At 73.9% G+C, this 12,979-nt stretch carries 13 protein-coding genes; 8 read left to right on the top strand and 5 right to left on the bottom strand.

Annotated elements, in window-relative coordinates; all coding sequences use genetic code 11:
- Positions 1-5: 5 nt before the first annotated feature.
- The 5 genes from KPL60_RS25975 to aspA all read left to right on the top strand — a co-directional run bounded on the left by KPL60_RS25975 (position 6) and on the right by aspA (position 5,082).
- The gene (locus KPL60_RS25975) at positions 6-443 is read left to right on the top strand and encodes a VOC family protein (protein ID WP_226350043.1); all 438 of its coding nucleotides are present in this window, start codon (positions 6-8) and stop codon (positions 441-443) included.
- 160 nt (positions 444-603) lie between these two features.
- On the top strand, positions 604-1,260 hold the full coding sequence (locus KPL60_RS25970) for a FadR/GntR family transcriptional regulator (protein WP_226350044.1): 657 nt from the start codon (positions 604-606) through the stop codon (positions 1,258-1,260).
- Positions 1,261-1,337: 77 nt separating this feature from the next.
- Positions 1,338-2,729 carry an amino acid permease gene (locus tag KPL60_RS25965; RefSeq protein WP_226350623.1) on the top strand — a complete coding sequence of 464 codons (1,392 nt, stop codon included), beginning with the start codon at positions 1,338-1,340 and terminating at the stop codon, positions 2,727-2,729.
- The gene (locus KPL60_RS25960; RefSeq protein ID WP_226350045.1) at positions 2,726-3,685 is read left to right on the top strand and encodes an asparaginase; all 960 of its coding nucleotides are present in this window, start codon (positions 2,726-2,728) and stop codon (positions 3,683-3,685) included. The genes KPL60_RS25965 and KPL60_RS25960 overlap by 4 nt, the downstream gene beginning before the upstream one ends.
- Positions 3,682-5,082: an aspartate ammonia-lyase gene (aspA, locus tag KPL60_RS25955; protein ID WP_226367484.1), complete on the top strand. Its 1,401-nt coding sequence runs from the start codon at positions 3,682-3,684 to the stop codon at positions 5,080-5,082. Before KPL60_RS25960 ends, aspA begins: the two co-directional genes overlap by 4 nt.
- Positions 5,083-5,133: 51 nt before the next feature.
- On the opposite strand, the gene KPL60_RS25950 is transcribed toward aspA, so the two are convergent.
- From KPL60_RS25950 to KPL60_RS25930, 5 genes are read right to left on the bottom strand one after another with little or no spacing between them, the layout of a single operon-like run.
- Positions 5,134-5,769, bottom strand: coding sequence for a TetR/AcrR family transcriptional regulator (locus KPL60_RS25950; protein ID WP_226350047.1), 636 nt, complete (start codon positions 5,767-5,769; stop codon positions 5,134-5,136).
- Positions 5,770-5,787: 18 nt separating this feature from the next.
- The gene (locus KPL60_RS25945; protein WP_226367483.1) at positions 5,788-6,576 is read right to left on the bottom strand and encodes an SDR family NAD(P)-dependent oxidoreductase; all 789 of its coding nucleotides are present in this window, start codon (positions 6,574-6,576) and stop codon (positions 5,788-5,790) included.
- Positions 6,577-6,593: 17 nt separating this feature from the next.
- Complete coding sequence (locus KPL60_RS25940; RefSeq protein WP_226367482.1) at positions 6,594-7,868, bottom strand: cytochrome P450; 1,275 nt, start codon at positions 7,866-7,868, stop codon at positions 6,594-6,596.
- Positions 7,865-8,995: a thiolase family protein gene (locus tag KPL60_RS34890; RefSeq protein ID WP_226367481.1), complete on the bottom strand. Its 1,131-nt coding sequence runs from the start codon at positions 8,993-8,995 to the stop codon at positions 7,865-7,867. Before KPL60_RS34890 ends, KPL60_RS25940 begins: the two co-directional genes overlap by 4 nt.
- Entirely contained in the window at positions 8,992-9,390 is a 399-nt protein-coding gene (locus KPL60_RS25930; RefSeq protein WP_226350051.1) for a Zn-ribbon domain-containing OB-fold protein, read from the bottom strand. Before KPL60_RS25930 ends, KPL60_RS34890 begins: the two co-directional genes overlap by 4 nt.
- A 201-nt stretch (positions 9,391-9,591) precedes the next feature.
- On the opposite strand from KPL60_RS25930, the gene KPL60_RS25925 reads away from it, so the two are divergent.
- The 3 genes from KPL60_RS25925 to KPL60_RS25915 are packed head-to-tail and all read left to right on the top strand — an operon-like array spanning position 9,592 to position 12,972.
- Positions 9,592-10,701 (top strand): LLM class flavin-dependent oxidoreductase, encoded by a 1,110-nt coding sequence (locus KPL60_RS25925; RefSeq protein WP_226350052.1) that lies wholly within the window; start codon positions 9,592-9,594, stop codon positions 10,699-10,701.
- A 35-nt stretch (positions 10,702-10,736) separates the two neighbouring features.
- Complete coding sequence (locus KPL60_RS25920) at positions 10,737-11,498, top strand: SDR family NAD(P)-dependent oxidoreductase (RefSeq protein ID WP_226350053.1); 762 nt, start codon at positions 10,737-10,739, stop codon at positions 11,496-11,498.
- Positions 11,499-11,535: 37 nt separating this feature from the next.
- Positions 11,536-12,972, top strand: coding sequence for a phenylacetate--CoA ligase family protein (locus KPL60_RS25915; RefSeq protein WP_226367480.1), 1,437 nt, complete (start codon positions 11,536-11,538; stop codon positions 12,970-12,972).
- Positions 12,973-12,979: the final 7 nt, after the last annotated feature.

The following is a 12,979-nucleotide window of genomic DNA, read 5'->3' as shown; positions in this document are numbered from 1 at the left end:
ACATCATGAGCGTGCTGCGGATGGACAACGTCGGCGTCGTCGTCACCGACCTCGACGAGGCGGTCGCGTTCTTCGGCGCGCTCGGCCTGGCGGAGGAGGGCCGGGCGACGGTGGCGGGCCCGGACGTGGACCGGCTGGTCGGGCTCGACGGCGTGCAGTGCGACATGGCCGTCGTGCGGACGCCGGACGGGCACGGCCGGCTGGAGCTCATGCGGTTCGGGTCGCCGTCGTCGCCGGCCGGGGACCCGGGCGCCGCGGTGAACGTGCTCGGCATCCGGCGGATCATGTTCGCGGTCACCGACGTGGCGGAGACCCTCGCCCGGCTGCGCGGGCACGGCGCCGTGCCGGTCGGCGACGTGGTGCCGTTCGGCGGGGCGCACGTGCTCGCCTACGTACGGGGACCGGACGGCATCCTCGTCGCGCTGGCCGAGGAGACCGGCTGACGGAGACCGGCTGGCGGAGACCGGTCGACTGCGGCCGGTCGGCCCTCGGCCGGCCGGCCCCGGTTCTTGACAGCGGCGCCCCTCCCCGTCACTCTCTTGCACCGTGAACCTGTCAGACAGCCAGACAGCCGGACAGCGTGGTCCCCGTCGCGTCAGCGCCATGGAGGCCGTGCTGTCCCACCTGCGAGCCACCATCGAGCGGGGTGAGTACGAGGTCGGAGACAAGCTGCCCGCCGAGGCGGCGCTGAGCGCGGAGTTCGAGGTCAGCCGGTCGGTGGTCCGCGAGGCGCTCCGGGGCCTGCAGGCGCTCGGGCTCACCGAGTCGCGCACCGGGCGCGGCACCTTCGTCGTCGCGACCGGTCCGACGGACGACCCGACCTTCGGCGACTACAGCGCCCGTGACCTGTTCGAGGTCCGCAGGCACGTCGAGATCCCGGTCGCGGGCTACGCCGCCGTGCGGCACGACGACGCCGACCTCGACGAGCTGTGGCACCTGGTCGGCCGGATGGACGCCGAGACCGACGACGCCACCTGGGTCGCCCTGGACTCGCTGTTCCACATCACGATCGCGCGGGCGTCGCGGAACCCCGCGTTCGCCAAGGTCATCGAGGAGATCCGGGAGGCGCTGGCCGCGCAGTCGTCGTTCCTGAACAAGCTGGGCGACCGGCGCGAGCAGTCCAACGCCGAGCACCGTCGGATCGTCGCCGCGATCGCCGAACGCTCCGAGGAGCGCGCCGTCGCCGAGATGACCGCCCACCTGGGCCACGTCGAGCAGACCCTGGCCGGGATCGTGCGCGAGGGCGGGGTGACCCGGTGACCGGGACGCGACCCGCCCCCGTCGCCGACCGTGGCGACTCCGGCTACCGCAAGGACCTGCGGGCCCGGCACATCCACATGATCGCCATCGGTGGGGCGATCGGGACCGGGCTGTTCCTCGGTGCCGGCGGCCGCCTCGCCCAGGCGGGACCGGCGCTCGCGCTGGTCTACGCGGTCTGCGGCGTCGTCGCGTTCCTCGTGGTCCGGGCGCTGGGGGAGCTGATCCTCTACCGGCCCTCGTCGGGTGCGTTCGTGTCCTACGCCCGGGAGTTCATGGGGGAGAAGGGCGCCTACGTCGCGGGCTGGATGTACTTCCTCAACTGGTCGACGACCGGGATCGCCGACATCACCGCGATCGCGCTCTACGCGCACTTCTGGTCGTTCTTCACCCCGGTCCCGCAGTGGGTCCTCGCCCTGGTCGCGCTGGCCGTCGTGCTCGTGGTCAACCTGGTGTCGGTGCGGCTGTTCGGCGAGCTGGAGTTCTGGTTCGCCATCGTCAAGGTCGGCGCCCTGGTGGCGTTCATGCTGCTGGGCATCTGGCTGCTGGCGACGCAGACCCCGATCGACGGGGTCACCCCCGGACCGTCCCTGATCACCGGGAACGGCGGGATCCTCCCGGCCGGGCTGCTGCCCGCGGTGCTCATCGTGCAGGGCGTCGTGTTCGCCTACGCCGCGATCGAGATGGTCGGCGTCACCGCCGGAGAGACCGAGCACCCGGAGAAGGTCATGCCGCGGGCGATCAACTCGATCGTCTGGCGGATCGCGCTGTTCTACGTCGGCTCGGTGGTGCTGCTGACGATGCTGCTGCCGTGGACGGAGTACTCCGCCGGGGAGAGCCCGTTCGTCACCGTGCTCGCCCGGCTCGGGCTGCCCGGCGCGGACAGCATCATGAACCTGATCGTGCTCACCGCGGCGCTGTCGAGCCTCAACGCCGGCCTCTACACGACCGGCCGGATCCTGCGCTCGATGGCGGCGTCGGGGTCGGCACCCCGCTTCACCGGGGTGATGAGCCGGCGCGGGGTGCCCTACGGCGGCATCCTCCTGACCTCGTCGATCTGCGTGCTCGGCGTCGGGCTCAACGCGGTGGTCCCGGCGCAGGCGTTCGAGATCGTCCTGAACTTCGCCGCGATCGGCATCCTCGGCACCTGGGGAACGATCATGATCAGCAACCTGCTGTTCGTGCGCCGCTGCCGCCGCGAAGGCGTCGAGCGGCCCGCGTTCCGGCTGCCGGGCGCGCCGTACACGCACGTCGCGACGCTGGTGTTCCTCGCCGCCGTCGTCGTGCTCATGGCCTTCGACGAGGTCGGCCGGATCACCCTCATGGGGCTGCCGGTGATCGTCGGCGCCCTGGTCGCGGGCTGGTACGCGGTCCGCAACCGCATCGACATGTCCGCGTTCGACCGGACCGGTTTCGGCGCGGACGACAGCACGGACCACAGCACGGACGACAGAGAGGACGACACGGTATGACCCAGCTGGCCGCCCCGCCGAGGATCGGGGTACCGGCCCACGAACCGCTGGTGCACCTCCTGCGCGACGGCATGGTCGAGGGGGTGCACCACGGCTCGGTCGTGGTGCTCGCCCCGGACGGCTCGACGCTGTTCGCCGCGGGGGACCCGGACGTCGCGTTCTACCCCCGCTCGACGGCGAAGCCGCTGCAGGCCGCGGCGATGGCCCGGCTCGGGCTGCGACCCGGTCCGTCCGGGTTCGCGATCGCCGCCGCGAGCCACTCCGGCGAGCAGGCCCACCTCGGCGCCGTCCGGGCGCTGCTCGGCCCGATCGGCATCGGCGCGCTGGGCAACCCCGCCGACCTGCCCTACGACCCCGAGGAGCGGGACGCCTGGCTCGCCGCGGGCCGGTCGGCGTCGCAGCTGGCGCAGAACTGCTCCGGCAAGCACGCCGCGATGCTGCGGACCTGTCTGCTGCGCGACTGGCCGACCGAGGGCTACCTGGACCCGCGGCACCCGCTGCAGACCGCGATCCGGGAGACCGTCGAGGACCTCACCGGCGCCCCGGTCGCCCGGACCGCCGTCGACGGCTGCGGGGCACCGCTGTTCGCCGTCTCGCTGCGGGGGCTGGCCGGCGCGCTGGCCCGGCTCGTGACGGCCGACCCGGAGTCCCCGGACGGCCTGGTCGCGGCCGGGATGCGCCGGCACCCCGAGCTCGTCGGCGGATCGCGGCGCCCGGTCACCGCGCTGATGCGGGCGGTGCCGGGCCTGCTCGCCAAGGACGGCTTCGAGGCCGTCACCGTCGCCGCGCTGCCGGACGGCACCGCCGTCGCCGTGAAGATCGCCGACGGCGGGCTGCGCGCCCTGCGCCCCGTCGTCACCGCCGCACTCGCCCGGTGCGGCGTCCACCTCCCGCCGGGTCGGACCGACCTGCGGGTCACCGGCCCCCTGGCCACCGCCGAAGGAGAGACCGCATGAGCGCCGTCCGTCACGAGCACGACCTGCTCGGCGACCGCGACGTCCCCGCCGAGGCCTACTGGGGCGTGCACACCGCCCGGGCCCGGGAGAACTTCCCGATCACCGGCACTACCATCGCCGCCTACCCGCACCTGATCGAGGCGCTCGCGGCGGTGAAGGAGGCCGCGGCCCTGGCCAACCGGGAGCTGGGGCTGCTGGAGCCGGAGGTGGCCGACGCGATCGTGGCCGCCTGCGCCGAGATCCGGGGCGGGGCCCTGCACGACCAGTTCGTCGTCGACGTCATCCAGGGGGGTGCGGGCACCTCGACGAACATGAACGCCAACGAGGTCGTCGCGAACCGGGCGCTGGAGCTGCTGGGCCACGAGCGCGGCCGCTACGACGTCGTGCACCCCAACGAGCACGTCAACATGTCCCAGTCGACCAACGACGCCTACCCGACCGCGGTCAACGTCGCGACGATCCTGGCGGCGCGCGAGCTGTCGGAGTCGATGCACGTGCTGGAGCGCGCCTTCGCCGCGAAGGCCGTCGAGTTCCACGACGTGCTCAAGATGGGGCGCACCCAGCTGCAGGACGCCGTGCCGATGACCCTCGGGCAGGAGTTCGGCACGTACGCGGTGATGCTGGGCGAGGACCGCGAGCGGCTCACCGAGGCCGCGGCGCTGCTGCACGAGATCAACCTCGGCGCGACGGCGATCGGGACCGGTCTCAATGCCGCGCCCGGCTACGCCGAGGCGGCCTGCCGGCACCTGGGCGAGATCACCGGGGTGCCGGTCCGGACCGCGGCCGACCTGGTGGAGGCCACCCAGGACTGCGGCGCGTTCGTGCACCTGTCGGGTGTGCTCAAGCGGATCGCGGTGAAGCTGTCGAAGTCCTGCAACGACCTGCGGCTGCTGTCCTCGGGCCCGCGCGCCGGTCTGAACGAGATCGACCTGCCGCCGGTCCAGGCCGGGTCCTCGATCATGCCCGGGAAGATCAACCCGGTGATCCCGGAGGTGGTCAACCAGGTCGCGTTCGAGGTGATCGGCAACGACGTCGCCGTCACCATGGCCGCCGAGGCCGGACAACTGCAGCTCAACGCGTTCGAGCCGATCATCCTGCACTCGCTGTCGGAGTCGATCACGCACCTGGGTGCCGCGTGCCGGACGCTCGCGACCCGCTGCGTCGCGGGCATCACGGCCAACACCGACGTGCTCCGCGGCTACGTGGAGAACTCGATCGGGCTGGTCACCGCCCTGAACCCGACGATCGGCTACGCCGCCGCCACCGAGATCGCGAAGGAGGCGCTCGCGTCGGGCCGCGGGGTCGTGGAGCTCGTCGTCGAACGGGGCCTGATCCCGGCCGACGAGCTGGCCCGGCTGCTGCGCCCGGAGGTGCTGGCCCGCCCCGGGCTCCGCTGAGAAGGCCCGCGCAGGGCCCGCCGCGGCCCTGCACCCGGTGCGGAACGGGTGTCAGGGCTGCGGCGGGGCCTCGTAGGGGAGTCCGCGGGTCAGGCTGTGCACCCCGCCCGCGGTGAGCAGGCCCCCGAGCGCGATCGCGAAGAGCTCGTCGGCGAGGCGCGCGTCGGCCTCACCGCTCTGCGGGGTGAACCAGTGCTGCATCCAGTCGAGCATGCCGACGACGGCGCGGGCGGCCACGGCGGGCGAGCCCGCCAGCGAGAACTCACCCTTGTCCACCCCCTCGGCCAGCAGCGACTCGACCGCGGCGATGTAGCGGCGGTCCATGTCGTCGAACCGGGCGAAGACCGGCGACCGGAAGCGCCCGACGTGCTGCAGGTACACGAAGGCGGCCGGGTAGTAGTCGGAGAAGATCCGGACCTGGGTCCGGATCAGCTCGCGCAGCCGCATCGCCACGCTGCTGTCGGTGTCGGCCCGCAGCCGGTCGAGCTCGGCGAGCAGCGCCTGCGCCGGCCGGTCCACGACGGCGAGCAGCAGCTCCTCCTTGCTGCCGACGTAGTTGTAGACACTGCCCTTCAGGATCCCGACCCGGGCCCCGATGCTCTCCAGCGTCGCGTTGTCGTACCCGTGCTCCCGGAACTCCTCCCCGGCCGCACGCACGAGGTCCGGCCAGCGACTCGGTCGCGGCATCAGCTCACCCCTTCCCGCTCAGTGCATCGTCCAGCCGCCGTCGACGCACAGCGTCGTGCCCGTCAGGTACGACCCCGCCGGCGACGCGAGCAGCAGCAGCGGCCCGGCCAGCTCGTCGTGCTCGCCGAGGCGGCCCAGCGGGATCCGGTCGACGACGGCGTCGCGCCCGCGCGGGTGCTCCAGCAGCGGGCCGGTCATCTCCGAGGCGAACCAGCCGGGAGCCAGCGTGTTGACCCGGACGCCGTGCCGGGCCCACTGCGCCGCCAGGTCCCGGGTGAGCCCCGCCAGCCCCGCCTTCGACGCCGAGTAGGCCGCCTGCGGCACGGTGCCGGCGGTCAGCCCGAGCACCGAGGAGACGTTGACGATCGCGCCGCCGCGGCCCGCGTCGATCATCCGCCGGCCCGCGGCCGCGGCCATCGCGTAGGCCCCCAGCAGGTTGACCTCCAGCAGCGCGGCCGCCCGCCCGTGGTCGTCGGTCTCCGCGCGGGCGGCGTAGCCGGTGCCGGCGTTGTTGACGAGGACGTCGATGCGGCCCAGCCCGGTGACGGCGGCGTCGACGAGCCGCTCGCAGTGGTCCGGGTCGGCGACGTCGGTGACGACCGCGACGGCGCGGCGCCCGGTGTCGGCGATCGAGCGCCGCACCTGTTCCAGCCGGTCGGCCCGGCGCGCGCCCAGTACGACGTCGGCGCCCGCACCGGCCAGCACCCGGGCGAAGCAGGCACCCAGCCCGGACGACGCGCCGGTGACGACGGCGACCCGGCCGTCCAGCCGGAACCCGCCGGGGAGCGCTGCCGGCGGGTCGGTCACCCGCCCATCCTCCCCGGTCACCGGGCGTCCGGCGGACCCGGGTCGAGCAGCACGGGCAGCCGCTCCATCCCGCGGGACAGCAGCACCGGCGCCCAGCGGAGCCCGTCCTCGTCGACGGTCTGGCCGGGCAGCCGTGCCAGCACCCGGGGCACGGCGACGGCGGCCTCGAGCCGCGCGAGCGGCGCGCCCAGGCAGTAGTGCGGCCCGACCCCGAAGCCGAGCTGGCGGCCCGGCCGGCGGGTGATGTCGAAGCTGTCCGGGTCCTCGAACACCGCCGGGTCGCGGTTGGCCGCCGAGGGGCTGAGGAACACCCGGTCCCCGCGGCGCAGGGTCCGTCCGCGCAGCTCCACGTCCTGCGCCATCACCCGCGCGACGGTCTTGGCGGGACCGTCGAAGCGGAGCACCTCCTCGACCGCGCCGCTCCACCGCTGCGGGTCGGCGTCGAGCAGGGCGCGCTGCCCGGGGTGGCGCAGCAGCGCCAGCACCGCGCTGCCGATCAGGTTCGTGGTGGTCTCGTGCCCGGCGAACAGCAGCAGCACCCCGGTGGCGACGAGCTCGTCGTGGCTCAGCGAGTCGTGCTCGTCGCGCGCGCTGATCAGCGCCGAGAGCAGGTCGTCGGCGGGCTCGCGCTCGTGCGCCGCGACCAGGTCCGCCAGGTAGCCGGTCAGCTCGGCCATCCCGCTCGCCCCGTCGGCGTGCCGCCCGGCGTCGCCCATCCCGCCGAACACCAGGCCGGTGATCCGGTCCGACCAGACCTTGAAGTCGTCCTGGTCGCGCCGGGGGACCCCGAGCATCTCGGCGATGACCGAGGCGGTCAGCGGGTAGGCGAAGTCCCGGACGACGTCGAGGGTGCCCGCGCCGGAGGGCGTCGCCGCGTCGAGCAGCTCGTCGGCGAGCTCCTCGACCCGCGGCCGGATCCGGGCGACCGCCCGCGGGGTGAACCCGCGGCTGAGCAGCTTGCGGAGCCGGGTGTGGTCCGGCGGGTCCTTGAAGACCATCCACTCCTCGAGGACCCCGAAGGCGTAGCGGAGCCCGGGGTCGGCGCCCGGACGGTCCAGCTTGGCCCGCCGGTACGGGGCGATCCGGTCGGAGGAGAAGCGCACGTCGCGCAGTGCGGCGTCGACGTCGTCGAACCGGGTGAGGAACCACGAGCGGTACCGCGGGCTCCAGTGCACCGGGTCGTGCTCGCGCAGCGCGGCGAGCAGCGGGTACGGGTCGGCCACGGCCTCCGCGGAGAGCAGGTCGGCGCTGTCGGCGTCGAACGGGGCGGCGTCGGGCGGGGTGGTGGTCACGGTGCCTCCAGGACGGCGACGACGCAGGCGTTGCCGTCGAGGACCGAGACGCCGCCGCCCATCGTCTCGACCAGCCCGATCCGGGCCCCCTCGACCTGCCGGTCCGCCGCCTCGCCGCGCAGCTGCCACACGATCTCCGCGACCTGGGCGAGCCCGGTCGCGCCGAGCGGGTGGCCACGGGAGAGCAGCCCGCCGGACGGGTTCACCGGGTGCCGGCCGCCGAGTGCGGTCAGGCCGGTCTCGGCGGCCCGTCCGCCCGCACCGGGGGGCACCAGCCCGAGCGCCTCGACGGTGACGATCTCGCCGATCGTGAAGGCGTCGTGCACCTCCACGACGTCGACGTCGGACACCGAGTCCAGGCCGGCGGCGGCGAGCGCGTCGGCGGCCGTGTCGCGGGTCAGGTCGTACCCCCACACGTGGGGCGACCGCTCGTTCCACGGCGCGCCGCTGCGCAGCGCCACCCCGCGCACGGCCACCTCCCGGCCCGTCCCGCGGGCCGGGCCGAGCACCGCCGCGGCGGCGCCGTCGGAGGTCGGGCAGCACTGCAGCAGGGTCAGCGGGTCGCTGATCATGCGGGACCCGAGCACCTGCTCGACGGTGTAGGACCCCGCGTACTGGGCACGGGGGTTGTGCAGGGCGTGCGCGTGGTTCTTCACCGACACCGCCGCCAGCTGCGCGTGCGTGACGGCGCCGAGCGCCAGGTAGCGGGCGGCGCTCATGGCGTAGAGGGCGGGCAGCGCGAGGCCCGAGGCCTGCTCCGGGTCGGACGGCTCGGGGGTGATCGCGCCGTCGAACGCCGCGCTCATCCGCTCGACGCCGAGCGCGAGCACCCGCCCGTACCGGCCGGAGCGGACGGCCTCGCAGGCCTCGGCGAAGGCCGTCGTCCCGCTCGCGCAGGCGTTCTCGACCGTCACCACCGGGATCCCGGTGATCCCGAGCGCGCGCAGCGACCGCTGGGCCACCCCGGGCGCGCCGAACACCGTGCCGACCCAGACCGCGTCGAGCGCGGGGTCCCCGGCGTCGGCGAGCGCCTCGGACACCGCGTCGTGCACGAGCGCGACGGCGTCCCGGTCGGGCCTGCGCCCGAAGTGGGAGGTGCCGACGCCGTGCACCGCGACCCCGGTCACGACGCCACCCCCGCGCCGGTGCCGGGCACCGTGCCGACCGCCGGGTCGCCCGCCGCGGTCGGCGCGACGAGCACGACCCGGGAGCCGACCGGCGGCGCGTCCGGTCCGAGCGGAGCGTGGGCGAGGACGCGTGGCCCGTCGTCGAGGTCCACGTAGGCCAGCGCGACGGGCGGCTCCCGCCCGGCGACCGGGATCCGGACGACGGTGCTGCTCCAGACGGTGCCGCCCGGACCGAACGACGCCCGCTCCACCGGTCCGCCGCACGCCGGGCACCGCGGCCACACGTGGGCGGAGACGGCCGCGCACCCCGGACAGCGCAGCCCGGCGAGCCGCCACGTCCCGTCGGCGTCGAGCTCGGAACGGGGGCGTGGGTCGACGGCGTCGGCGTGCGGCACGGGCGGCTCTCCTGGGTCGGGTGTCCCGCCATGAAAACAAACCGAGGGTCAGTTATCAACGACGCAAAGGGGCGGTCTGCCCCGCTACGAACGGAGTTCTTGACAGCTCAGGTGAACCAGGTCACTGTTTGCCGGACTGAAAACAACCCGGCGTTTGGCAACGAGGCTACGCCGGCCGAGTGCGGCCAGGAGGTCCGACCGATGCGGTTCGGCTTGTTCACGATGCCCGAGCACCCCCCGCACGAGAACTGGACGCTGTCCTACGACCGGGACATCGACGACATCGTGCTGGCGGAGAAGCTGGGCTTCCACGAGTACTGGATCGGCGAGCACCACACCGGCGGCTTCGAGAACGTCCCGGTGCCCGAGTACATGATCGCCAAGGCGTCCGCGGTCACCAGCCGCATCCGGCTCGGCACCGGCGTGGTCAACCTGCCCTACCAGGACCCGTTCCAGGTGGCGGAGCGCCTCGCGTTCCTCGACCACCTCACCCACGGCCGTCTCGAGTACGGCTTCGGCGGCGGCGGGCTGCCGACCGACCAGGCCCTGTTCGGGCTGGAGCGCTCCGAGGCCAAGCCGCGCACGAACGAGGCGCTGGAGATCATCTGGCAGCTGCTGACCTCCGAGGAGCCGGTCAGCTACGAGGGCCTCTACTGGAAGTACGAGAACCGCCAGCTGCAGGTCGGGCCCTACCAGGAGGTCCCGCCGTTCGCGATCGCCGGGCTCACCGGCACCCACAACTACGCGCGGTGCGGCGAGAAGGGCTGGAAGGCGCTCTCGGTGTACTTCGCGCCCACCGACAACCGCGGCTACACCGACGCGCCCGACCTCGCCGCCCACGCCGCCGCGCTCGTCGGCGCCGCCGAGCAGGCGGGACTCGACCCCGCCGAGGCACGGCGGAACTGGCGGGTCAGCCGCGAGGTCTACGTCTCCGACTCCCGCAACCAGGCGATGAACGAGATCCGGGAGGGCGTGCGGCGCTCCTACGAGTACCTGCTCGGCCTCGGCCTCGGCGCCCTCATGAAGAAGGGCCACGGGATGGACGACGCCGACCTCACCTTCGAGTGGATGGTCGAGGAGATCCCCTGGATCGTCGGCAGCCCGGAGGACTGCATCCGGTCGATCAGGGAGCTGGAGGAGCAGACCGGCGGCTTCGGCACCTTCCTCATCAACACCCGGGACTGGGTGACCACCGACCGCTGGAACCGCTCGCTGGAGCTGTTCGCCCGCTACGTCACCCCGCAGTTCACCCCGCGGGAGAACATGGCCCGCCGCGAGCGGCTGGCGAACGTGGCCCTCGGCCGGGCCTGACCCCGACCCCGACCCCCTTCGAGATCGGAGCGAGCATGAACAGGTTCGACGGGAAGGTCGCCGTCATCACCGGCGGTGTGCAGGGGATCGGCCGCGGCATCGCGCTGCGGCTGGCCGCGGAGGGCGCCGCGGTGGTGGTCGGCGACCTGCAGGACGACGACACGACCGCCCGCGAGATCGTCGACGCCGGCGGGCGGGCCGCGCACGTCGTGATGGACGTGCGCCGCCCGGGCGACTGGAAGCGCCTGGTCGACGAGGCCGTCGGCGGGTTCGGCGGGGTGCACGCCCTCGGCAACGTCGCGGGCGTCACCAACACCCTCGGGCCGGACAACGTCGTCGACCTCGACGAGGCCGGGTGGGACCACGTCGTCGACACCGATCTCAAGGGCGTCTGGCTGGGGATGCAGGCCGTCATCCCGCGGATGCTCGACGGCGGGGGCGGGTCGATCCTCAACATCGGGTCGATGGCGGCGCTCAAGGGCCTGGAGAACCTGGCCGCCTACAGCGCGGCCAAGGGCGGCGTCGTCAGCCTCACCCAGCAGGTCGCGATGGAGTACAGCCCGCGCGGGATCCGGGTGAACTGCATCTGCCCGGGCACGATCGACACCCCGATCCTCGCCGGGATCACCGACAGCATGCGGGAGAACTTCGTCGCGGCCCACCTGATCCCGCGGCTCGGCACGCCCGCCGACATCGCCGCCGCGGCCGCGTTCCTGCTGTCGGAGGACGCGTCCTTCCTCACCGGGGAGGTCCTGCCCGTCGACGGCGGGTGGAACGCCAAGGGCAGCGCCGGCTGACCGCCGCCGAGACCACCCCGCCGCAGAGAGGACACGCATGAGCAGCGCCGCCGTGCCGCACACCGTCGTCGACGGCACCGACCGTGACGACCGGGGGTTCGCCCGATTCTGGGACGCCGAACGGGAGACCCGCGACCCCCGCGACCGCGACGCGGTGGTGCTGGACCGGATCCGCCACCAGCTGCACTACGCCTACGACCGGCTGCCGTTCTACCGCAGGCACTACGACGCGCACGGCTTCCACCCCGACGACGTGCGCTCGCTCGCGGACTTCACCGCGAAGGTCCCGGTGGTCACCAAGCGGATGCTGGTGGCGGACCAGGCCGAGCATCCGCCGTTCGGCAGCTACACCCGGGACTTCTCCACGCCCGACGGGTCGACCGGGATCGCCCGGATCCACGGCTCGTCGGGCACCTCGGGGACACCGACGCTCTACGCGGTGTCACGGGGCGACTGGGACCGCGCCGCGGACGTGCACGCGATGGCCCAGTGGTGTGCGGGTGTCCGGCCGGACGACATCGCCCAGGTCGGGTTCCCGTTCGGGCTGTTCTTCGGCGGCTGGGGTGTGCTGCAGGGGCTCGAACGGATCGGCGCGACCGTGTTCCCGCTCGGCGTCACCGACTCCGAGCGGCACCTCGAGCTGATCGGACGGCTCGGGTCGACGGTGTTCACGGCGACGCCGTCGTACTGCGTGCACCTGCTGTCGGTGGCCGAGCGGATGGGCATCGACCTCGCGGCGGGGACGGTCCGCACCCTGCTGGTGGGCGGTGAGCCCGGGGGCTCCCTGCCCGGGACCCGCCACCTCATCGAGCAGGGCTGGGGCGCGACCGTCGTCGACGCGGGGTCGACGTCGGAGATGTACCCGTTCCAGACCAGCGTGGGCTGCACCGCGGGCACCGGCACCCACCTGATCACCGACGAGGTGCACGTGGAGGTCGTCGCCCCCGACGACCCGCACACCGCGGTGCCGGTCGGCGGGCGCGGCGCGGTCGTCTACACCCACCTCTGGCGCGAGTCCCAGCCCATGATCCGGTTCGCGCCGGGGGACGAGACCTACCTCGCCGACGACCCGTGCCCGTGCGGGCGGACCTACCCGCGGATGCCCGAGGGCGTGCTGGGCCGGCTCGACGACATGCTCGTCGTCCGCGGGGCGAACGTCTTCCCGTCGGCGGTCGAGACGGCGCTGCGCTCGGTGGACGGGCTGGGGCCGGAGTTCCGGATCCGGGTCGCTCGCCCGGCCGCGCTGGACGAGATCACGGTGCAGGCCGAGGTCTCGGCGCCCACCGCCACGGCGCTCGACGGCCTGCCCGCCGCGGACGCCGCCGCGGCCCGGCGGGAGCTCGCCGGGCGGGCCGAGCAGGCGCTGCGCCGGGCCGTCGCCATCACGGTGCCGGTGACGCTGCTCGATCCCGGGACGCTGCCCGAGACGACGTTCAAGGCCCGGCGGGTCGTCGACGAGCGTCCGCGGGCCTGACACCGGG

This window comes from Pseudonocardia sp. ICBG162, assembly GCF_020496225.1.
Lineage (GTDB): Bacteria > Actinomycetota > Actinomycetes > Mycobacteriales > Pseudonocardiaceae > Pseudonocardia > Pseudonocardia alni.
This window is presented reverse-complemented; position numbering and strand designations above follow the sequence as displayed.